Below are 20,263 nucleotides of genomic sequence, written 5' to 3'. Positions count from 1 at the left end.
GCTCAGTCGCGGGCGATGGCGACCATCTGCGACGCCACGGCCGAGACGATCACGGGGTCACCGGGCGCGACACGTGCGGCGGAGTCGGCGCGCACGTCCGACACGAGCCGCACCCGGTCGCCGGCGGGGTCCGTCGCCTCGACCGTGACGAGCACGTCGACCCCTCGGTACGCGACATCGACGACGACCGCGGCTAGCGACAGGGCGGACGAGCCGGTGGCCTCTCCGCTCGTCACCGCGAGGTGCTCCGGCCGCACGGTCGCGAGCGACCCGTCGGCGAGGCCGAGGAAGTTCTCGTAGCCGAGGAAGTCGGCGACGAAGCGGTTGGCCGGAGCGCCGAAGACCGCGGCCGGAGCGCCCTGCTGCATGATGCGCCCGGCGCGCATGAGCACCATCTCGTCGCTCATCTCGAGCGCCTCGTCCTGGTCGTGGGTGACCAGAACGACGGTCAGGCCCGTCTCGGACTGGATGCGGCGGATCTCGGAGCGCATCTGGACGCGGAGCCGCGCATCGAGGTTCGACAGCGGTTCGTCGAGCAGGAGAAGCCGCGGGCGGATCGCGATGGCGCGGGCGAGGGCCACGCGCTGCTGCTGACCGCCCGAGAGCCGCCGCGGCCGGCTGGCCGCGAGATGCGCGAGCCCGACCATCTCGAGGCTCTCGGTCACCCGCTGCGCCCGCTCGGCGCGTCCGAGGCCGCGCAGCTTGAGGCCGTAGCCCACGTTGTCGGCGACGCTGAGGTGCGGGAACAGCGCGTACGACTGGAACACCATGCCCAGCCCGCGCTTCTCTGGGGCGAGCCGGGTGCTGTCGACGCCGTCGATCAGGATCCGGCCCGAGGTCGGCGTCGAGTAGCCCGCGAGCATCCGCAGTGACGTGGTCTTGCCGCATCCGCTGGGCCCGAGGAGGGTGGTCAGCTTCCCGGCCGGGATCGCCAGGTCGATGCCGTCGACCGCGGTGAAGTCACCGAAGACCTGACTGACGTCGACGAATTCCGCTGCTGCGCTCATCGGTTGATTCCTCCGAAGATCTGGGCGAAGCCGACGCTGCGCTCGGCGATGATCGCGATGACGACGGTCGCCGCGAGGATGAGGGTGGACGTGGCCGCGACCATGGGGTCGTAGCTCTGCTGGACGTAGTCGAGCATCGTCACGGGCAGGGTCCTGGCGTCGCGGCTCTGCAGGAGCAGCGACAGCGGGACGTTGTTGAACGAGGTCACGAATCCGAGCAGCGCGGCCGAGAAGACGCCCGGGCGCAGGATCGGAAGCGTGACCGTGAAGAAGGTGCGCAGAGGACCTGCACCGAGTCCTCGCGCGGCCTCCTCGAGCGCGGGGTCGCTGGTGGCGAGCGAGGCGCCGGTCACGCGGACCGCGTAGGGGAGCAGGAGCGCCGTGTGCCCGATCAGCAGCACGGCCGCGTTGTCGACGTCGAGCGTGACGACGAGCTGCTGGAACAGTGCCAGGCCGACCACGAGCTCGGGCACGATCAGCGGCGAGAGGAAGAGACCCTCGATCAGCGAGCGCCCGGGGATGCGGCCCCGGTAGATCGCCAGGGTGGCGGGGATGCCGATCAGCAGGGCGATCGCCGTCGAGAGCACCGCGAGCTGCGCGCTGGTCGCCAGCGACTCCAGGAACGGGTCGTACGAGAGCGCCTCGCCGAACCAGCGGACCGAGAATCCCTCCGGCGGGAAGCGGAGCGTCGAGCCGGCAGTGAAGGCCGTGGCGACGACGAACAGGATCGGCACGATCATGATCACGTAGCCGGCGACCGCGAGCGACGCGGCGACGGGGCGGCGGGTCCTCATGAGACGGCTCCCTTCCGGGCGACGAGGGAGGAGAGTCCGGAGACCAGGAAGACCAGGACCGTCATGACGATCGCCGTGGCGGAGGCTCCGGCCCAGTCGATCGTGACGCTGGAGTAGGAGAACAGCTGGGTGCTCAGCATCCGCTGGCTCGACCCGCCGAGCAGGTAGGGCGTCGTGTACGCGGTGACGGAGCCGGCGAAGACCAGCGTCGCCGCGACGACCACTCCGGGCAGCGAGAGCGGCACGACCACGTCCCAGAAGGTGCGGGTGGGGCTCGCGCCCAGTCCGCGGGCGGCGTCGTCGAGGCCGACGTCCACCTGGGAGACCGCGGAGTAGCAGGAGATGATCGCCAGCGGCAGGAAGAGCTGCGTCAGGCCCAGCACGATCGCGAGCTCCGTGTAGAGCAGCTGCGGCGCCTCGGACACGATGCCCAGGCCCACGAGCAGCTGGCCGATCGCGCCGTTCGAGCCGAGCACGACGAGCCAGCCGAAGGTGCGCACGACGTTGCTGAGCAGCAGCGGGAAGATCGCGAGGGCCAGCAGGACGCCGGACCAGCGGGATGAGGAGCGCGCCAGCAGGTAGGCGATCGGGAAGCCGAGGACGACGCAGATCAGCGTGACCACGAGCCCGATGCCGACCGTGCGGCCGATGATGCGCAGCTCGTAGGGGTCGGTGAGCATCTCGCCGACGCGGGCGATCACCTCCAGGGGACCCGTGCCGGGAGGCGCGAAGAGCATCACCAGCGAGGGGACGACGAAGAAGAGCAGCAGGAAGCCCAGCCCGGGCAGGAGCAGGAGGGGAGCGGTCCTCGACCTCACGAGTACCTCCGATCGGACGCGTCGGGCGGCGTCATTGAAGCCGCGGAGTGGATGTAACCGGTTGCATTGACAGTAGACCGGCGAAGCTACCCACTTCGATTCGTGCATGTAAACACTGTGTTTCGGAGCCGGAGGCCGTCGGCCGCACCCGATGTGACCGGTTGCAGGGATGCCCCTATGATCACGGGAGAGCGAAAGGGGAGCACATGGCCACGCTCGCCGATGTCGCCGCTCTCGCCGGGGTGTCCAAGGCGACCGCGTCGCGCACGCTCTCCCGCCCCGAAGTCGTCTCTCCCGACACGGCCGCGCGGGTGCTCAGCGCCGCGGCCAAGCTCGGCTTCATCCCCAACTCCGCCGCGCGACAGCTGGCGCGCGGCCGCACCGGCGTCGTCGCACTGGTCGTGCCGACTCTCGACAACGCTTTCTTCACCCCGATCATCGGGGGCGCCCAGCGGCGCGCCGACGAGGACGGCCTGCAGCTCACCGTGGCCGTGCACCCCCTCGAGGCGGTGCGCGAGCTCGAGGCGTTCGACCGCCTCTCGCGCCAGGTCGACGGCTTCATCGTGGTCGCGCCGCGCGGCAGCGACGAGCTGCTGCTCGCCGCGGGATCGCACAAGCCGACCGTGCTGGTCGACCGCGAGGTCGACGGGATAGCCTCCGTCGTCGCCGACACCGCCTCGGCGTTCGGCGCGCTCGTCGAGCGCTTCGCGGCCGACGGTCACGAGCGCGTGCTCTACATCGGCGGGCCGGACGGGTCATGGCAGGACCGGCAGCGCGCGGCCGCGGTCCGCGAGGCGGCTCGGCGCGGGGGAGTGGAGCTGACCGTGCTGGGCCCGTTCCCGGCCACGTTCGCAGCGGGAGTGGGCACCGCGGCGGCGGTGCGTGACTCCGGAGCGACAGCCGTCGTGCCCTACGCGACCGCACTCGGCCTCGGCGTGCAGTACGCGCTGCTGTCGTCGGGCGGGGTGCCGGAGGGGCTCGTCGTGAGCTCGGAGCGCTCGATCGTCGACGCGCTCGGTCTGGTCGGGGTGCCCGCGGTCGACGTCGACGGCGAGCAGCTCGGGCGGGAGGCGGCCGATCTCCTGATCGACCGGCTATCGCGTCGTGGCGCAGCGCCCGAGCGGAGGCGACTGGCGGTCCCCGTGCAGTGGCCCGTCGGCGGCTGACCCGCCTTCCGAAGATCGAGCGCGGCCCCGACGGGGACTGCTCCTTCGATTCAGAGCGAAGTCCAGTTCATCTCACGTCGATCCGAAATGACATAATGTGCATTATCGGATGTCTGCGCAGCGAGCGGGCGGGAGCGCATGTTCCGCGACCGGGCACGGTCCACCGTTGCTCCCGCGTACCAGTCGCGTGCTGCGCGTTCGTCGAGGCTCGGGCCACGCAGCGGTGAAAGCACGCATGGAGAGCTCGCTGACCGCCCCCTGAGTTCAGGGCGCGGGCGCCGTCACCGGAGGCTCCGGCAGCACGCTCAGGCCTCGGCTGCTGTTCGCCTCCGCCATCAGGGCGCGCAGCCAGAGCGGGTTCGGGGCGACCTCGGCGGTGCCGCGGAGGGTGAAGGCGAGTGCGGTCGACGGGTGCATCCAGAGCGTGCGGCGGCCGTGGCCGAGTGCCGCGCCGATCGGGAGCTGGAAGCAGAAGCCCTCGCCGCGACGGAGCTTCGCGAGGATCACCGCCTGGAGGTGGACGAGCGCGCGATCGTCGAACTGGAAGGGGACGGGCGGGGATCCGTAGAGCAGTGTGCCCACGAGCTGGAGAAGTCCTCACGGTCGGGAGAAGGCCTCGACCGGATGATCGAGTCTGCTCAGCAGGCTACGAACGACCACCGACATCGGCGGTCCGCGAGGGTCCCGGCCGGCCGAGCGGTCGGCTCTCCTCGCGCCCGAGCGGGGCCCGGGGTAGCGTGCCCCATGCCCACTCCGCCCCGTGTCCTCCGCCGCCTCGGCAGCGTCTCGCTCTCCGTCGCGAACCGCGCCGAGACCGGGCTGCGCGATCGTCTCTCCGCTCGGGCCCGGAAGCAGGGCTGGTTCCCCGCGCTGCTCCCCTTCTCCGGCTACGCGAGCGCGGGAACGGCGCGGATCCTGGCGCGGGTCGTCCTCGCCCCGGCCGCGGTGGAGCCGTCCGCGCGGCGGGGACTGCGCGCCTGGCATCGCCTGCTCACCCTCGAGAGCCCCGGAGTGCCGGTGCGGATCGAGTTCGCGGGCGCGAGCGCCACGGGGACGAGCGACGGCGCGGGGATCGTCGACGCGCGCTTCGCGGTGCCCGACGGGCTCGAGCCCGGGCCGGCGGAGGCCCTGCTGCACGTCGCCGGTCGCGCTCCCGTCCCGGTGACGGTGCACGTCGTCACCTCGGAGCCGGCCCGCGGGGTGGTCTGCGACGTGGACGACACGGTGTGGGTGACCGGGATCTCGCATCCGGCGCGCGCGGCCTGGCGGACCTTCTCGACGACGAGCGCCACCCGGCGATCGGTGCCGGGGATGGCGGAGCTGCTGCAGGAGGCGATCGCCGGGCAGGACGGGACCGCCGTCGTCTACGTCAGCAACGGGCCGTGGAATCTGGCGGGCGTCGTCTCGCGGTTCCTCGCCCGGCGCGGCTTCCCCGCCGGGCCGGTCCTGATGACCGACTGGGGCACGAGCCCGCGGCGGTGGTTCCGCGACGGCGAGGAGCACAAGCGGGACTGCCTCGCCCGCCTGCGCGAGGACCTCCCCCACCTCTCCTGGGTCCTCGTCGGCGACGACGGCGAGCACGACCCGCAGCTCTACAGCGACTTCGCCCGCCGCCACCCGGACGCCGTCACCGCGATCGCCCTCCGCCGGGTCGCGCCGGCCCATCCCGGAGCGGCGCCGGACGTCGACGAGGTGGCCGGCGTCCCCGTCGTGCGCGGCGTCGACGGCGACGCCCTCCGGCCCCTCCTGCAGGAGGCGCTCGGCCGCTCCCGTCGCTGACGCCCCTCCGGGCAGCCGGCTCGCCCCGGCGCCGGGGACGCAGCGAGTCCTCGGCCGCCCCCGGAAGGGGCCGGTCGGCGAGGCCGTGCGCTGGAGGCGGCCCGCCGTCCCGCCCGTAGAATCGCGGCCGTGCACTCCCCCGTCCTGACGACCGTCTTCCAGCCGATCGTCGACCTCACCACTCGTCGGCCGGCGGCGTACGAGGCGCTGACGCGGGTCCAGGGGGCCGGCGGGGACGCGTTCCCGTTCGAGCTCCTCGAGGCAGCGCAGGCCGATGGCCGGATCGCCGAGTTCGACGGCGCCTGCTGGCGGAGCGCCTTCGGCTCCGCGACCGCGGCGGGCCTCACGACTCCGCACGCGCTCTTCGTGAACGTGGAGGCGGACTCGCTGCGCGGGGGCCTCCTCGAGCAGGTCGCCTCCCCCGCGCCGATCGTCCTGGAGGTGACCGAGCGCGCCCTCCTGGCCTCGCCCGGTGGTCTGCTCGCGGTGATCGAGGAGGCGCGCCGGGCCGGCCACGCGATCGCCATCGACGATCTCGGGACCGACCCCGCGTCCCTCGCCCTGCTGCCGCTGATCGATCCCGACGTGATCAAGATCGACATGCGCATCATCCAGGGGCACGCGGACACCGACGCCGCCCGGATCATGAGCACCGTGAACACGCTGACGGCGGCGCGCGACGTGGTCGTCGTGGCGGAGGGCATCGAGACCGAGGAGCATCTGCTCACCGCGCGGGCGATCGGCGCGACCCACGGGCAGGGCTGGCTCCTCGGCCGGCCGTCCCCGGTCGTCCCGGCGGCGCCCTCCGCCTCGCTCCTCCGGCACGTCGTCGAGCCCGCGGCGGACGAGGCGGGCGCGGGGACGCCCTTCGAGATCGTGGCCTCCGTGCTGCCCAGCCGCCGCTCCTCCCGCGACCTGCTCCTGCAGATGAGCCACTTCCTCGAGGCGCGTGCGCGAGCGAGCGGGGACTCCGCGATCCTCCTCTCGACCTTCCAGCAGGGGTCGAACCTCACGCCGCGCACCGCCGTCCGCTACGCGGCGCTGGCCGAGGAGTGCGCTCTGGTCTTCGCCTTCGCGGCGGGAGCGCCGGACTCCCTCTCCACCGCCATCCGGGTGCAGGAGATCGACGAGGACGAGCCGCTCGCGGCGGAGTGGGACGTCGTCGTCCTGACCGCCGACTTCGCCGCGACCCTCGTCGCGCGGGAGGTCGATCCGGCTCGGCACGCGGCCGGGCTCTACGACTTCGTGCTCACCCACGACCGCGGGCTCGCCGTCGACGTCGCGCGCCACCTGCTCCAGCGGACGACCCGGAGCGCCTGACGCGGGCCACCGCCGCCGACCGCGCCCGCTGAGCGCGCCCCCTGATCACGCGAACAGGACAGCCCTACCAGGTCCGGGCGGCTCCCGGAGCGCCTTGTGGGCGCGCCGTCGTCCCGGCACTGTCGTGCCGAGACGGACTGTTCGTCACCGAGAGGGAGTCATGGACGACGAGACCCTGCTGGGCATCCTGCTGCGCGGGCGGCCCGCCACGCTCGAGGACGCGGTGCTCGCGACCCACCTCGAGCCCGAGCAGGTCGCGGCGGCCGTGCAGCGGCTCCGCGACCGCGGACTCATCGGCGGCGCGGGCGACCTGCTGGCCTATCCCCCGCCCGCGGACTGGGCGAACGAGGCCGTCTCGGTGCACACCCGCCGGGTCCGGGTCGCGGCCGAGGACGCCATGTCCGGCATCGAGAAGATCCTGGAGAACCTGCCCACCGTGCTCCGCGCCTGGTCGACGGGCGAGGCGGCGGCCGACCTGGTGCCCACGGTGCTGCGTCACGGGCCCTACGCCGCGGAGGACCTGCTGTGGGAGCTCGTCGGCACCCCGTCGGGCTCCCTCGTCGCGGTGTTCGCCAGCATCGACCGGCTGATGACGGCGCCGATCGACCGGGCCGTCCGCTTCGGTGACGCGCTGCAGGAGAGGGACGCGGTGCGCATCATCGTCCCGTCGTCCGCGGCGGCCGACCCGCGAGTGCTCGAGCGGATGGCCGTCTACGGACGGGTCGGGCTGGAGTACCGCTCGCTCGACCGGCCGCCGGGCTGGTTCTGGGTCGACGGCGACCACATCGCGCTCCCCTTCGTCTGGGGCGAGGCGACCCCGACGAGCGTGCTCGGAGTCCGCCACGCAGGACTCGCGAACATCGTCCGCGCCTACTTCGACGAGCTCTGGCAGCGCGCGGACCCGCTGGGCAGCGACGAGCACTCCTGGCTGCCGCTCCTCCGCCTGATGCAGCAGGGCAACACCCTCGACAGCGCCTCCAACCGCCTCGGCATCAACCCCCGCACCGGCCGCCGCCGCATCTCCGCCGCGATGGAGCACTACGGCGTGGACACGCTCTTCGGCCTCGGCGCGGCGTGGGGCGCGGGCCGGGCGGGCAACGCGACGCGATCCGACGGGTGAATCCGACACGGCCGATCCCGCGGGGTCTCCGGCGCCTCCTGTCGCACGATGTCGGCCGACAGCGGGAGATCGCTGCGGCGGGATGTGCTCGGCCGAGGCGCAGGCGCGCGTGAGTCGGCCGCGCTCCCGTTGAGCGTGACACAAAGTGAATGGAAACCTTGACGGGCAGGTTCCACTTGTGTCATGGTCTCCTCAGGAGATCACGGAGTCGTGATGCGGAGAGGCGAGACGATGAAGCTCGAGAACGTTCTTCTCGGAGTGCTGCTGCGGCACCCGAGCACCGGGTACGAACTGAAGAAGTTCATGGACACGCACGGCCGCTTCCTGCGGTCCAACACGCAGATGAGCCAGGTCTACCGTGCGCTGGCGGGCATGGAGGAGCGCGGCTGGGTGAGCCACACCGTCGAGAGCCGGCCCGGTGCCACCGATGCGAAGACCTACCGGGTGACCGAGGAGGGTTCGACGATCTTCCTCGACTGGCTGACCGGTCCCTACACTCCGCCGACGCGGTTCGAGGACCCCGACCTGGGCGTCCGGATCGCCTTCGCGGGCTTCATGACCCGGGAGCAGCTGCTGCATCTGCTCGACGTCGAGATCGAGGCGCGTCAGCACGAGATCGCGCTGTACCGCAACCGCGACCGCCGGGCCGACGTCGAGACCTCGATCCCCTTCGATCCGGAGCTGGCCGAGCTGGTCGCCGAATGGCAGCACCAGGGTGGCGCCCAGTCCAAGGACGCGCACGTCGCCCGCTGCATCGCTCTGCGGTCGCTCCTCCTCGACGCGCCGGAGGGTGCACCCCTCCCCCCGCTTCCGCCCCTCGCCACGGGGATCGGAGCAGAACTGTGAAGGCGATCGTGCTGATGTTCGACAGCCTCAACCGCCACCTCCTCTCGCCGTACGCCGACACGATCGTCGACGCCCCGAACTTCGCCCGTCTCGCGGCGCGCGCGGCGACCTTCGACAACTTCTACGCCGGTTCGATGCCCTGCATGCCGGCGCGCCGGGAGATGCACACCGGCCGCTACAACTTCCTGCACCGGTCCTGGGGTCCGCTGGAGCCCTTCGACGACTCGATGCCGGAGCTGCTGCGCGACGCCGGCGTCCACACTCACCTGGCGAGCGACCACCCGCACTACTGGGAGGACGGCGGTGCGACCTATCACACGCGCTACTCGACCTGGGAGTTCTTCCGCGGCCAGGAGGGCGACCCCTGGAAGGGACACGTGTCCGAGGTCGATCCGTCCGCGCCGGTGCATCAGCGGATGCTGCGCCAGGACGTCGTCAACCGCTCCTACATGCCGACCGAGGCCGAGCACTCGCAGACGCTCACCGTCGACGCGGGGCTGCACTTCCTCGACACGAACGCGGACGCGGACCGGTGGATGCTGCAGATCGAGCTGTTCGATCCGCACGAGCCGTTCTTCGCGCACCAGCAGTACAAGGACAGGTACCCGCACGAGTACGACGGACCCGTCTTCGACTGGCCGGGCTACCAGAAGGTGACCGAGCCCGAGTCGCAGGTCGAGCACGCCCGCCTCGAGTACGCGGCGCTGGTCTCGATGTGCGACCGCTCGCTGGGCCGGGTGCTCGACGCGATGGACGAGCACGACCTGTGGGACGACACGATGCTGATCGTGAACACCGACCACGGGTTCCTCCTCGGCGAGCACGGCTGGTGGGCCAAGTCCGTCCAGCCCTGGTACAACGAGCTCGTGCATCTGCCGATGTTCCTCTGGGACCCGCGCACGGCCGAGCGGGACACCCGCCGCGGCGAGCTCGCGCAGACCATCGACATCGCGCCGACCCTGCTGCGCTTCTTCGACCTGCAGCCCACCCCCGACATGCAGGGCATCGACCTCGCCCTGCCGGAGGAGGCGCTGACCCGCGACTCGGTGCTGTTCGGGATCCACGGCGGTCACGTCAACGTGACGGACGGCCGCTACGTGTACATGCGCGCGGCGGCGGAGCAGTCGAACACTCCGCTCGAGGAGTACACGCTGATGCCCACCCACATGCGCTCCCGGTTCGCGCCGGCGGAGCTGACGGCCTGGGAGCCGTCCGAGCCGCTCCCCTTCACGAAGGGCGTCCGCACGATGCGGATGCCCGCGACGCCGGGCTGGATGAACCCGTGGCAGCACGGCACCCTCCTCTTCGACCTCTCGACCGACCCCGGCCAGGAGCACCCGCTCGTGGATGACGAGGCCGAGCTGCGCATGATGCGGCTGCTCGTCGACGCCCTGCGCGCCGCCGATGCTCCCGGCTCGCAGTTCGCACGACTCGGACTCCCGGCCGAGGGCGAGCCGGGCAGGGAGCACCTGCTCGTGCGTGCGCAGCGAGAGCGTGCCGTGGCCGTAGCGGAGCCCCTTCCGCGCGCGGAGGATCTCGCCGCTCACGAGCTGCTCCTGCTGCCCCTCGTCGACCTCCTCGCCGTGCCCGGAGCCCGCTCCGCGCTCGAGGCGCACGTCCCCGGACTCGTCTCCACCGAGCCCGTCTCCGTCCCGATCGGCATGAGCGTCCTCGACCTCGCCCGATCGGCCGCCCTGACCACCGCACAGCTCCTCGACCTCGGCGACGCACTCACGAAGCTCGTCCCCGTCACCGCCTGAGAAGGCGCCCCCCTCCGCCGGCCATCCCGCCGGCGCCACTCCCCTCGCATCCCCGAGCGGCGTCACCACCTGCGTGGCGCCGCCCTGCGGTGCACCCTCTGCACCTGACGACGAAGACAGGACCTCCTGATGAACACCTCCCTGCCCACCACCACCAGCGCCCCGACCGGCATCCCCGCCGCTCCCGTGAAGGTGCCGCACCGCTGGCGCAACCTCGCCACCCTGACCGGCGTCACCGTCGTCGACAACACCGAGGCCGGCCTCACCACCACCCTGTTCCCCTCCATCGCCGCAGCCCTGAGCCTGAACAGCGGGCACCTCGGTGTCCTCGCCGCCGCGGGCAAGGTGATCGCGGTACCGGCCGGGCCCTTCTGGGTGTGGCTCGCCTCCAGGATCGGGCGCCGCGCCGCCCTCGTCCTCACCACCGTCATCGGCGGGATGTTCGGCATCGCCGCGGGCTTCTCGCAGGACTGGATCCAGCTCCTGATCTTCGCGACGCTGATGTCCGCCAGCCTCATCGGCGGCTCCCCCATCGCGAACGCCGTCATCTCGGACTCCTTCGACGACGCGAACCGCTCGAAGGCGGTCGGCTACTTCTACGGTGGCGTCAGCGGGATCGCCTCCGTGGTCGGCCCCGCCATCGCCCTGTTCACCGGCCTCACCGACGGCTGGCGGTACGGGATGTGGACGATCGGCGCGGTCTGCATCCTGTCCGGGATCCTGGTGCGCCTGGTGTTCCGTGACCCCGGTGTCGGCGCCTCCGAAGCCCAGCTCGCGACCCTGGACGAGAGCGAGCGCGCCAAGCAGAAGGTCACCGTCCGGTCCGTGCTGTCGCTGTTCACGATCCCGACGTTCTCGATCATGATGCTCTCCCGGCTGCTGTCCGGGCACCTGCTCATCACCATCTTCGGGATCCAGTTCCTCGTCGTCGAGCGCGGCTTCGAGAACCCCGTCGCCGCTCTCGTGCTGCTCCCCTTCGGTCTCGGCTACATCGTCGGCACGATCGGCGGCGGATGGACGATCCCGGTGCTGGACCGCACGCTGGGCCTCCGCGGCCGCGTCGCGTTCATCCAGCTGGCGCAGGTGTTCTTCGCGGTCGCCGCGTTCTTCGCCACGCAGCAGCCGCACGAGAACATCGGTGTCTACAGCGTCTTCTGGGCGCTGATGGGCCTCGCGCAGGGCATGAACCCGCCGGTCAACCGGCCGATCGTCTCCTCCGTCGTCCTCCCGGAGCTGCGAGGCCAGGCGTTCGCGATCTGGCTGACCGTCTTCGAGACCGTGGGCTGGGCCGTCTTCTCCCTCGGTGCCGGAACGCTGGCGCTCACCCTCGGCCTGCAGGGCGTGTTCCTCTACGTCCTCGTCGGCGCCATGCTCCTCAACGCGGTCGTGCTCGGTGCGCTCTACGTCGTGTATCCGCGCGACGTCCGCCGCGTCGAGGCCGAGTTGAACCGGCGCGCGGCGCTCGCCCGCGTCTGAGCCGCCGTGATCCGCACTCCCCCGCGCTCGTCCCGTCCGGTCCTCACGACAAGGCGGGGCGAGCGGCATCCCCGAGGCCGCTACCTCGCCGGTCGCACGACGCGACAGCGCATCCTGCACGCCGCCCTCGCCTGCCTCACCTCGAGGGGGCTCACCGGCGTGACCGTCAGCGCCGTCGCTCGGAGGGCCGAGCTCAGCACGACCGGCCTCCTCCATCACTTCGGCTCGAAGGACGCTCTGCTGCTCGGCCTCATCGGGATCGAGGCGCGGGCTGTACTCACCTCACCGACGACCTCCGATCCCCTGCTCTCCCGTGCCGCCGGTGAGCTCTACGTCGGGATACTCTCCGATGGCGGTCGGCGCCTCCCCCTCAGCTACTCGCTGACGATCCGGCTCCGGAATCGCGTCCGAGGACGAGCTTCCGGCGCGGACGCCGCCGTGCAGCTCGCGGCGTTCGACGCGGCCCTCCTCGCCACGATGGCTGGGGACACGGATCCTGCTGACGACACGGATCCTGCTGACCACACCGATCCTGCTGACGACACCGAGGAGTGACGATGAACCCCCGCACGGACACCGACGCAGCGCCCGCCTGCTGCGCACCCGCCCGACCCGAAGCGAAGGCGCTCCTCCCGGCCCCCGCACCCGGGCCGCTCGCCTCCGCCTCCGCGCGGTCCGCTCACCTGATCGAGCAGGTCCGCATCCCGGCGCAGCGGTTCCTGATGGGCGACGCCCGAGGAGACGGCCGGAGGGGGGACGGAGAGACTCCCGTGCATCCGGTGTCCCTCGCGGCGTTCGCGATCGACGCGACGAGCGTCACGAACGGAGACTTCGCGAGATTCATCGGAGCGACGGACTACCGCACCGACGCCGAGCGCTACGGCTCCTCGGCGGTGTTCCACCTGGCTCTCGCCGCTCCAGCCGCCGACATCATCGGTCCCGTCAGCGGCACGCCCTGGTGGGTCGCGGTGGCGGGAGCCGACTGGGCTCATCCCGGAGGCGGAGAGTCGGACGTGCTCGACCTGCAGGACCATCCCGTCGTGCACATCAGCTGGAACGACGCACAGGCGTACTGCGAGTGGGCCGGGCGCGCGCTGCCGACCGAGGCGCAGTGGGAAGCGGCGTCCCGTGGCGGACTCGACGGCGCTCGCTATCCCTGGGGAGAGGAGCGGGACGAGACCCGGATGAACATCTGGCAGGGCGTGTTCCCCGTCGAGAACACCCTCGAGGACGGCTACCTCACGACCGCTCCGGTCCGGAGCTACGACCCCAACGCCTACGGCCTCTGGCAGACCGTCGGGAACGTGTGGGAGTGGTGCGCGGACTGGTGGGACCCGCGGTACTACGCCGTCTCTCCCGAGAACGACCCGGCCGGCCCGATCCGGGGAACCGTTCGCGTCCTGCGGGGCGGCTCCTATCTCTGCCACGACTCTTACTGCAACCGGTACCGGAACGCAGCGCGGTCGTCGAACACGGCCGACTCGTCGATGGGCAACGCCGGCTTCCGCACTGTCGCGCGGACGAGCAGGTGAGCGCGTCGCGCCGTTTCCCGGCGATGGTCTACCGGCGCGGAGACGAACCGGACGCTCGCTTCACTCTCGCGAACGAGCGGACCTTCCTTGCATGGATCCGCAGCGCCCTCGCTCTGCTCGCTGCCGGCGTCGCCCTGGAGGCCCTCGGCCTCGGCCTGCACACCGGCTTCCGCCTCGCTGCTTCCCTTCTCCTCGTCACCGCCGGGATCCTCACCCCGATCCAGGCGTGGGTCGGATGGATCCGCACCGAGCGCGCACTCCGCCTGCACACTCCGCTGCCCTCCGCCGGGCTCGCCCTCCCTCTCGCCGTCATCGTGATCACCGCGGGCGCCCTGGTGCTGCTCGCCATCGTCTTCGCATGACCTCTCCCGACCGCGCGGCTCACCCGTTCGATGCCGGGCTGCAACCCGAGCGGACGGCTCTCGCCTGGCGACGCACCGCCCTCGCTCTCACCGGAGGATCCCTCGTCGCGGCACGGGTGCTCCCGCCTCTGCTCGGGGTGTGGTCACTCCTTCCTGCCGGTGCAGCCCTGCTGCTCTCGATCGGGGTGCTCGTCGCGTCCCACCACCGCTACCGCGCGCACCATCGCCTTCTCACGACCGCCGATCACGACCGCGTCGCGCTCCCGGACGGAGTGCTGCCCGCGCTCGTCACCGGTCTCACGATCCTGGGCGGCGGCCTGTGCCTCGCTGTCGTCCTTCAGCGCGTCTGAGCCGCACGGCTTCGCGCCGTACCCGCTGCCGAGGTCTCCTCGATGATCCGGATCATCGCGGCGCCGGCGTGTTCCGCGCCGTCGGATCCGCGTTCAGCGCGGGCGGGATCGTGCCGGCCACCGACCACGAGCGCCAGGACGCGTCATGACTCCGAGCCGGGCCGCCGCCGTCAGGACGGACGCCTCGACTCCTCCCGAAGCCGCATCGCGGCCTCGTCGTCGAGCCAGTTCGGCCCGGTGTTGCGGAGGAACACCGCGTAGACCACCAGGGAGACGGCGATCACGGCGGTCGCGTAGCCGATGAAGGCCGGCACCTGGTCGGCGCCGAGCGCGCCGGCGTAGAGCAGCGGCGCGGTGCCGCCGAAGACCGAGTTGGCGAGCGCGTAGCCGAAGCCGAGCCCGAGGGCGCGGACGTGCGTGGGGAACAGCTGGGCCTTCACGACGGCGTTGATGGAGGTGTAGCCGGTGAGGATCACGAAGCCGCCGACCAGGATCGCGAAGGCGGCGAGCGGGGCGGTCTGCTGCGGCAGGGCGGTGAGGAGGAACCAGGTGTAGAGCACTCCCCCGATCCCGAAGAAGACCAGGAGGGTCTTCCGGCCGATGATGTCCGAGAGCCAGCCGCCGAGCGGCTGCAGGAGCATCAGCGTCGTCAGGGCGATGAGGTTGATGACGGTGCCCGTGACGACGTCGTCTCCGGCGAAGGCGCTCTTGATGATGCTCGGGCCGGTCACCGAGTACGTGTAGAAGGCGACCGTGCCGCCCATCGTCACCGCGAAGCAGAGCAGCAGCGGCCGCCACTGGTGGACGAGGAGCTCCCGCATCGAGCCGCTCCGGCGGGACTCCCCTGCTCTGACGGCGTCGATCCGGGTCGTCGCCAGCGATTCGTCCATGGTGCGGCGGAGCCAGAACACGACGACCGCGGCGACGCCGCCGATGCCGAAGGCCACCCGCCAGCCCCAGGCCGAGATCGCCTCGTCGGGCAGGGTGAGCACCATGACGAGCAGCGTCAGCTGGGCGAGGACGTGGCCGCCCACGAGGGTGACGTAGTGGAACGACGAGAGGAAGCCGCGCCGGCCGGGGATCGCCGCCTCCGACATGTAGGTGGCGCTCGTCCCGTACTCCCCGCCGGTGGCGAAGCCCTGCAGCAGGCGCGCGAGCACCAGGAGGACCACCGCTCCCCCGCCGATCGACTCGGCCGTCGGCGCGAACGCGACGAGGAGGGAGCAGGCGGCCATCACCGAGACCGAGACGGTCAGCGCGAGGCGGCGCCCGTGCCTGTCCGCGAAGCGGCCGAAGAACCAGGAGCCGATCGGCCGCATGAGGAAGGTGACCGCGAAGATCGCCCAGATGTAGAGCGTCGAGTTCTTCTCGCCGGGAGCGAAGAACTGCGACTCGAAGTAGACGGCGAAGACGGAGTAGACGTAGACGTCGAACCACTCGACGAGATTGCCCGCCGATCCCTTCAGGGTGTTCGACACGGAGCGTCGGAGGCTGGTGGGGGTCGTCGTCGTCGTCGACATGATGGTCCGATCATCAAGGGTTCCGGGTGGGACGGATCTCGGGGCGGCGAGGGAGCTGCGGCGTCTCCGCCGTCGGCGCCCCGCGTCGCGGCGAGCCCAGGGGCATCTCTACCGCATTCCCGGCGGCCTGTCCGGAAACTTGACGGTCTCCTGACGCGATCGGGGTCGGACCGCGACGAGGTCGCCGCGTCTCGCGCCGATCGGGCCGCAGGTCTGACATACGTGTATGATCCTCGATGGAGGTGCATCATGAGGATCCATCACGAGCGCTCGCCGCGATCGTCGGCGGCCAAGACTCTTGCCGTCGTCTCGATCGCCGTCATCGCCGGTTCGCTCTCCAGCTGCTCAGCGCAGGATGCTCCGCCGCCGAGGCCGACCGTCCCTCCGCTCCCGGCTGCCGAGGTGGAGCGCGCACTGGCCGAGAAGCAGGACGCCGCCTGGGAGCTGTTGGCGGTGAAGTATCCGAACGCGGTCCGACCGGAGGTCGACGTGATCCGCACCGTGAATCCTGCGGAGTCGACGTCATCGATCGCGGACTGCATGGTCTCGGCCGGCTTCCCGGAGACGAAGGCCACTCCGGACGGCGGCCTCGACTACGGTTCCTTCCCCACGGAGCAGACGCAGACTCACGACATCGCCCTGTTCGTGTGCGAATCGCAGTATCCGATGGATCCGAGATTCGACACGGCAACGAGCGAGGCGCAGTACGAGTTCCTTTACCACTACTACGCGCACGACCTCTCCGAGTGCCTGGAGAGTCACGGCATCGACGTGCCGGAGGCGCCCACCTACGAGACCTTCCGCGACACCATCGATTCGCGAGAGGCGTGGAACCCCTACCTCAGTTTCGAACCCACCGGGGACACGCAGTGGCTCGCGGTGAACAAGGACTGCCCGGAGACGCCTCCGGGCTACTTCGGGGAGTGATGAGCGCCTCACTGCTCCACATGCCTGATCACTGCGACCGCCTTCACCCACGTCACGGATTTCGTGGCAGAAACAGAATGGAGAACATGATGAGGAAAGCACGTCCAGCAGCAGCAGCAGCAGCAGTGGCTCTGGTGGGGGGAATCGCTTTGGCGCTGATAGTCCCGGCTCCGGCCAGCGCTGCGTCCTATTCGTGCGGGGGCAACCGCACAGTCGGCATCTCGGCGGTCTACTCGACGTCGAGCGACGGGGACGGGGGGATTCTCCACGGGTACGAGTCGACCAATGGTCGGACCTACGGCAAGGATTTCAGTTCACCCGCCAAATTGCCGGGTTCGCACAGAACATTCTCCCAGTCGGCGTTCCGCGACGTTTCGAGTTGGAGTGTGGGAACGAACGGCACGGCCAGCCTGAACAGCTCGGGCGCGAGTTGCTACCAGTAAGAGAGCTCTCGCCCTCGATCAGCGATCGCTGATCAGGCGTGGTCGGTCGGAGGGCGACAGCTGCCCTCCGACCGATCTCCGTGCGAAAGGCCTCTGCTGGTGAAAGGACTCTGCTGGTGAAAGGACTCTGCTGGTGAAAGGACTGTGCTGGTGAAAGACGATCGATCGCCGCGGAGACGTCTTCTCTCCCCCGTCGCGGCTCTCGCCGCCTGCCTGGTGGTGCTGGCCTGCGCGGCGGGTCTGTGGGCCGGCGCGGTGATCTTCACGCCCGCGGAGGAGGTGGTGCCGGTGACCGACTACACGACCGCTGTCGCTCGAGCCGGTGCTGTCAGCGCGTCGGTGAACCTGGTGGCGACCGCCCACTGGACCCAGTCCCCCGCGGGGACCAATTCGGCGAAGGGCACGGTGACGACGGTCGATCATGTGCCCGGCGACGTCGCCGATCAGGGCGAGGAGCTCTACACCGTGGACCTTCGGCCCGTGGTTCTCGCGCGCGGCGTGATCCCCGCGTTCCGGGACATCGACGGGACGAGCGAGGGCGAGGACGTGGGTCAGCTCCAGGAGCTGCTGGGCGACCTCGGGTTCTACCGCGGCGCTGCGGACGGTGCACCGGGACCGCGCACCGCGGCCGCGATCAAGGAGTGGCAGAAGGCTGCGGGATATCCGGTGGACGGCGTCGTCCGTCGGGGCGACCTGGTCTTCGTGCCCGAGGTGCCGACCCGGCTGGTCGTCGACGAGGCCCTCATCGCTCGAGGAGCAGTGGTCTCGGGCGGCGAGGTCGTCGCGAGGACGCTGCCGACGACGCCGACGTTCTCCGTCACGGCGACAGCGGCGCAGGCCGTCCAGATCGGCGTGGGAGTCGCGGCGGAGATCACCGGACCGAACGGGCCCTGGCGGGCGGTCACGGCCGTCCAGGAGGTGAAGCCCGAGGTCGGGGTGTCGATAGCGCTCGCCGGCGTGGACGGCGAGATCATCTGCGGCGAATCGTGCGCGGATCTCGATGTGACGCAGGACACCCTCCTCCCCGTCCTCATCACGACGACACCCGAGACGTCAGGTCTGACCGTCCCGACCGCGAGCATCCGGACCGATGTGAACGGGGACCTCGAAGTGATCGATTCGGCCGGCGGGAGACATCCTGTGGAGGTCGTCGCTGCAGCGAAGGGCGTCTCGGTCGTGACCGGTCTCGTGGAAGGCACGGAAGTGCGCGTCCACGGTGATGACGCTGCACCCCGATGATCACTGCTGAGCGCATCGACTTCCGCTATCGACGAGGTCCGCGGATACTGACGGACTTCAGTGCCGTCGTGACGCACTCCGAGATGGTCGCGATCACCGGCTCGTCGGGGAGGGGCAAGTCGACCCTGCTCTACATCCTGGGTCTGATGGCGACGCCGGAATCGGGACGAGTCCGGATCGACGGCGTCGATGTGAGTGGCATGAGCGATCGATCGAGGTCGGAGTACCGAGCCGAGAACATCGGGTTCGTCTTCCAGGACGCCGCTCTGGATCCCACGAGGACAGTCCTCGACAACATCGTCGAGACGGCTCTCTATCGCGGGTGCAGGGACTCGGCAGTGGAGCTCACAGCGCACGGGCTGATGGAGCGCTTCGGGGTCGCCCTGCGCGCCTCGGCGAGACCCCATCAGGTCTCCGGCGGCCAGGCGCAGCGGATCGCACTGTGCCGGGCGCTCATCAACGATCCGACGATCATCCTCGCGGACGAGCCGACGGGGAACCTCGATCCGGACTCCGCGGCGGTGGTCGTCGACGCACTGCGAGAGCGCGCCCGATCGGGATCCTCGGTGATCGTGGTCACTCACGACGAGACGGTCGTCGCCTCCTGCGATCGGAGGATCCGCCTGTGAAGCGGAGATTCGTCCTGCCCGTGCTCCGGGAAGCCCTCGCCTCCTCGCTCGCGCAACCGGTGACCTCCCTCCTCACCCTGGTGATGGTGGTGGCGATGTGCGCCGGGATCGTTCTGACGACCGGGCGGACCGTGGGAGCGGAGCAGAGCGTTCTCGCGACCGTGGACTCGGCGGGAACCCGTTCCATCCTGGTCCGAGCAGAGGCGCAGGCGGGCCTGTCGTCGGACGCACTGGAGAGGATCTCCCGACTCTCCGGAGTGCAGTGGGCGGCGGCGTTCTCGGATGCCACTGACGTCGGGAACTCCCGGATCGCGGAGGGGAGGAAGGTCGCTCTTCGATCGGCGTGGTCCTCCGACTTCGCAGAGCTGGGCATCGATGCGGCGCGCTCTCCCAGCGGGTCGGCGTGGGGGTCCGAGGAGGCGCTCGCGGCACTGGGCTTCGCCGAGGAGACCGGCTCGGTCTCGACGGGCAGTGGAGCCGGGGTCGACGTCGTCGGGACCTTCGCCTGGTCCGAGTACCTGTCCTTCCTCGGCCCGTCCGTCCTGGTCCCGATGCCTCCGTCCTCGACCGGGAGCGTGGGCTACGTGATCGTCATCGCCGAGGGACCCGAGTTGGTCCGCCCGCTGACGCGTTCGATCGGCTCCCTTCTGGCTCCGACGGACCCGCAGGGCGTCACCGTGACCACGAGCGCTCGGTACGCGGACCTGCGCGCCGTTCTCGAGGGCACTCTCGGAGGTTTCGGGCGAGATCTCGTGGGTCTCATCGCCGGCGCGGGCGCCGTCCTGGTCGGTGCGACGCAGTACGGTCTCGTCCTGATGCGACGGAAGGACTTCGGACGTCGGAGGGCTCTCGGCGCCACGAGGGGCCTCATCGTCCTGCTCGTCGTGTGTCAGGTCCTCCTCGTCGCGACGGTCGGCGCTCTGCTCGGGACGGCGGGTGCCGCCGTGCTCCTGGTGGCCGGCGGCGACCCGCTTCCCGGCGTCGACTTCCTGGCCGCCACGGGGACTCTGGCGATCGTGGTCTCCGTCCTCGCCGCCCTGGTCCCCGCGCAGAGAGCGGCGAGCAGGGACCCCCTGCACGAGCTGAGAGTGCCGTGATCCTGTCGGACGCGAGCGTCCGATGGACGCGCTCCTCCGTTCGACAGGCTCCTCCGTGTTCGACAGGCTCCTCCGTTC

Annotated in this window: 20 protein-coding genes; 15 read left to right on the top strand and 5 right to left on the bottom strand. The window is 70.8% G+C overall.

Features of this window, described 5'->3' with window-relative positions:
• Positions 1-2: 2 nt before the first annotated feature.
• From C1I64_RS06865 to C1I64_RS06855, 3 genes are read right to left on the bottom strand one after another with little or no spacing between them, the layout of a single operon-like run.
• The gene (locus C1I64_RS06865; protein WP_127886689.1) at positions 3-1,007 is read right to left on the bottom strand and encodes an ABC transporter ATP-binding protein; all 1,005 of its coding nucleotides are present in this window, start codon (positions 1,005-1,007) and stop codon (positions 3-5) included.
• A complete protein-coding gene (locus tag C1I64_RS06860; protein WP_127886688.1) occupies positions 1,004-1,801 on the bottom strand; it encodes an ABC transporter permease in 798 nt (265 codons plus the stop codon). The genes C1I64_RS06865 and C1I64_RS06860 overlap by 4 nt, the downstream gene beginning before the upstream one ends.
• Entirely contained in the window at positions 1,798-2,619 is an 822-nt protein-coding gene (locus tag C1I64_RS06855) for an ABC transporter permease (protein WP_127886687.1), read from the bottom strand. Before C1I64_RS06855 ends, C1I64_RS06860 begins: the two co-directional genes overlap by 4 nt.
• Before the next feature lie 206 nt (positions 2,620-2,825).
• Here C1I64_RS06855 and C1I64_RS06850 point away from each other — a divergent pair, with 206 nt between their 5' ends.
• On the top strand, positions 2,826-3,785 hold the full coding sequence (locus C1I64_RS06850) for a LacI family DNA-binding transcriptional regulator (RefSeq protein ID WP_127886686.1): 960 nt from the start codon (positions 2,826-2,828) through the stop codon (positions 3,783-3,785).
• Positions 3,786-4,049: 264 nt separating this feature from the next.
• Here C1I64_RS06850 and C1I64_RS06845 read toward each other — a convergent pair whose 3' ends face one another.
• Positions 4,050-4,367, bottom strand: a complete 318-nt coding sequence (locus tag C1I64_RS06845) for a DUF7882 family protein (RefSeq protein WP_208645092.1) — start codon at positions 4,365-4,367, stop codon at positions 4,050-4,052.
• Positions 4,368-4,529: 162 nt separating this feature from the next.
• On the opposite strand from C1I64_RS06845, the gene C1I64_RS06840 reads away from it, so the two are divergent.
• The 10 genes from C1I64_RS06840 (at position 4,530) to C1I64_RS06795 (ending at position 14,330) form a co-directional block, all read left to right on the top strand.
• Positions 4,530-5,564, top strand: coding sequence for an App1 family protein (locus C1I64_RS06840; protein ID WP_164874474.1), 1,035 nt, complete (start codon positions 4,530-4,532; stop codon positions 5,562-5,564).
• Positions 5,565-5,693: 129 nt separating this feature from the next.
• Positions 5,694-6,884 (top strand): sensor domain-containing phosphodiesterase, encoded by a 1,191-nt coding sequence (locus tag C1I64_RS06835; protein WP_127886684.1) that lies wholly within the window; start codon positions 5,694-5,696, stop codon positions 6,882-6,884.
• Between the two features lie 160 nt (positions 6,885-7,044).
• Positions 7,045-8,004: a hypothetical protein gene (locus tag C1I64_RS06830; protein ID WP_127886683.1), complete on the top strand. Its 960-nt coding sequence runs from the start codon at positions 7,045-7,047 to the stop codon at positions 8,002-8,004.
• 231 nt (positions 8,005-8,235) lie between these two features.
• Positions 8,236-8,850, top strand: a complete 615-nt coding sequence (locus tag C1I64_RS06825) for a PadR family transcriptional regulator (protein ID WP_127886682.1) — start codon at positions 8,236-8,238, stop codon at positions 8,848-8,850.
• Positions 8,847-10,610, top strand: coding sequence for a sulfatase (locus tag C1I64_RS06820; protein ID WP_127886681.1), 1,764 nt, complete (start codon positions 8,847-8,849; stop codon positions 10,608-10,610). The genes C1I64_RS06825 and C1I64_RS06820 overlap by 4 nt, the downstream gene beginning before the upstream one ends.
• A gap of 129 nt (positions 10,611-10,739) precedes the next feature.
• Positions 10,740-12,086, top strand: coding sequence for an MFS transporter (locus C1I64_RS06815; protein ID WP_127886680.1), 1,347 nt, complete (start codon positions 10,740-10,742; stop codon positions 12,084-12,086).
• A 6-nt stretch (positions 12,087-12,092) separates the two neighbouring features.
• Positions 12,093-12,641 (top strand): TetR/AcrR family transcriptional regulator, encoded by a 549-nt coding sequence (locus C1I64_RS06810; RefSeq protein WP_127886679.1) that lies wholly within the window; start codon positions 12,093-12,095, stop codon positions 12,639-12,641.
• A 2-nt stretch (positions 12,642-12,643) separates the two neighbouring features.
• A complete protein-coding gene (locus tag C1I64_RS06805; RefSeq protein WP_127886678.1) occupies positions 12,644-13,618 on the top strand; it encodes a formylglycine-generating enzyme family protein in 975 nt (324 codons plus the stop codon).
• Between the two features lie 23 nt (positions 13,619-13,641).
• Positions 13,642-13,980, top strand: a complete 339-nt coding sequence (locus C1I64_RS06800) for a YidH family protein (RefSeq protein WP_127888483.1) — start codon at positions 13,642-13,644, stop codon at positions 13,978-13,980.
• Entirely contained in the window at positions 13,977-14,330 is a 354-nt protein-coding gene (locus C1I64_RS06795; protein WP_127886677.1) for a DUF202 domain-containing protein, read from the top strand. The genes C1I64_RS06800 and C1I64_RS06795 overlap by 4 nt, the downstream gene beginning before the upstream one ends.
• A gap of 170 nt (positions 14,331-14,500) precedes the next feature.
• Here the strand turns inward: C1I64_RS06795 and C1I64_RS06790 are convergent, their stop codons facing one another.
• The gene (locus tag C1I64_RS06790) at positions 14,501-15,808 is read right to left on the bottom strand and encodes an MFS transporter (protein ID WP_244209416.1); all 1,308 of its coding nucleotides are present in this window, start codon (positions 15,806-15,808) and stop codon (positions 14,501-14,503) included.
• A 291-nt stretch (positions 15,809-16,099) separates the two neighbouring features.
• On the opposite strand from C1I64_RS06790, the gene C1I64_RS06785 reads away from it, so the two are divergent.
• The 4 genes from C1I64_RS06785 to C1I64_RS06770 all read left to right on the top strand — a co-directional run bounded on the left by C1I64_RS06785 (position 16,100) and on the right by C1I64_RS06770 (position 20,185).
• The gene (locus tag C1I64_RS06785) at positions 16,100-16,777 is read left to right on the top strand and encodes a hypothetical protein (protein WP_127886675.1); all 678 of its coding nucleotides are present in this window, start codon (positions 16,100-16,102) and stop codon (positions 16,775-16,777) included.
• A gap of 593 nt (positions 16,778-17,370) precedes the next feature.
• The gene (locus C1I64_RS06780) at positions 17,371-18,459 is read left to right on the top strand and encodes a peptidoglycan-binding domain-containing protein (protein WP_164874473.1); all 1,089 of its coding nucleotides are present in this window, start codon (positions 17,371-17,373) and stop codon (positions 18,457-18,459) included.
• A complete protein-coding gene (locus C1I64_RS06775; protein ID WP_127886673.1) occupies positions 18,456-19,088 on the top strand; it encodes an ABC transporter ATP-binding protein in 633 nt (210 codons plus the stop codon). The genes C1I64_RS06780 and C1I64_RS06775 overlap by 4 nt, the downstream gene beginning before the upstream one ends.
• The gene (locus C1I64_RS06770; protein WP_127886672.1) at positions 19,085-20,185 is read left to right on the top strand and encodes an ABC transporter permease; all 1,101 of its coding nucleotides are present in this window, start codon (positions 19,085-19,087) and stop codon (positions 20,183-20,185) included. Before C1I64_RS06775 ends, C1I64_RS06770 begins: the two co-directional genes overlap by 4 nt.
• Positions 20,186-20,263 lie beyond the last annotated feature (78 nt).

Source organism: Rathayibacter festucae DSM 15932, from assembly GCF_004011135.1.
Lineage (GTDB): Bacteria > Actinomycetota > Actinomycetes > Actinomycetales > Microbacteriaceae > Rathayibacter > Rathayibacter festucae.
Note: the sequence above shows the minus strand (reverse complement) of the source record. Positions and strands in the feature narration are given on the sequence as shown.

Coding starts and splice junctions, on each gene's coding strand:
- C1I64_RS06795 (WP_127886677.1), top strand. CDS start 13,977: ATGACCTCTCCCGACCGCGCGGCTCACCCGTTCGATGCCGGGCTGCAA.
- C1I64_RS06800 (WP_127888483.1), top strand. CDS start 13,642: ATGGTCTACCGGCGCGGAGACGAACCGGACGCTCGCTTCACTCTCGCG.
- C1I64_RS06775 (WP_127886673.1), top strand. CDS start 18,456: ATGATCACTGCTGAGCGCATCGACTTCCGCTATCGACGAGGTCCGCGG.
- C1I64_RS06785 (WP_127886675.1), top strand. CDS start 16,100: ATGAGGATCCATCACGAGCGCTCGCCGCGATCGTCGGCGGCCAAGACT.
- C1I64_RS06840 (WP_164874474.1), top strand. CDS start 4,530: ATGCCCACTCCGCCCCGTGTCCTCCGCCGCCTCGGCAGCGTCTCGCTC.
- C1I64_RS06865 (WP_127886689.1), bottom strand. CDS start 1,007: ATGAGCGCAGCAGCGGAATTCGTCGACGTCAGTCAGGTCTTCGGTGAC.
- C1I64_RS06805 (WP_127886678.1), top strand. CDS start 12,644: ATGAACCCCCGCACGGACACCGACGCAGCGCCCGCCTGCTGCGCACCC.
- C1I64_RS06815 (WP_127886680.1), top strand. CDS start 10,740: ATGAACACCTCCCTGCCCACCACCACCAGCGCCCCGACCGGCATCCCC.
- C1I64_RS06825 (WP_127886682.1), top strand. CDS start 8,236: ATGAAGCTCGAGAACGTTCTTCTCGGAGTGCTGCTGCGGCACCCGAGC.
- C1I64_RS06850 (WP_127886686.1), top strand. CDS start 2,826: ATGGCCACGCTCGCCGATGTCGCCGCTCTCGCCGGGGTGTCCAAGGCG.
- C1I64_RS06860 (WP_127886688.1), bottom strand. CDS start 1,801: ATGAGGACCCGCCGCCCCGTCGCCGCGTCGCTCGCGGTCGCCGGCTAC.
- C1I64_RS06830 (WP_127886683.1), top strand. CDS start 7,045: ATGGACGACGAGACCCTGCTGGGCATCCTGCTGCGCGGGCGGCCCGCC.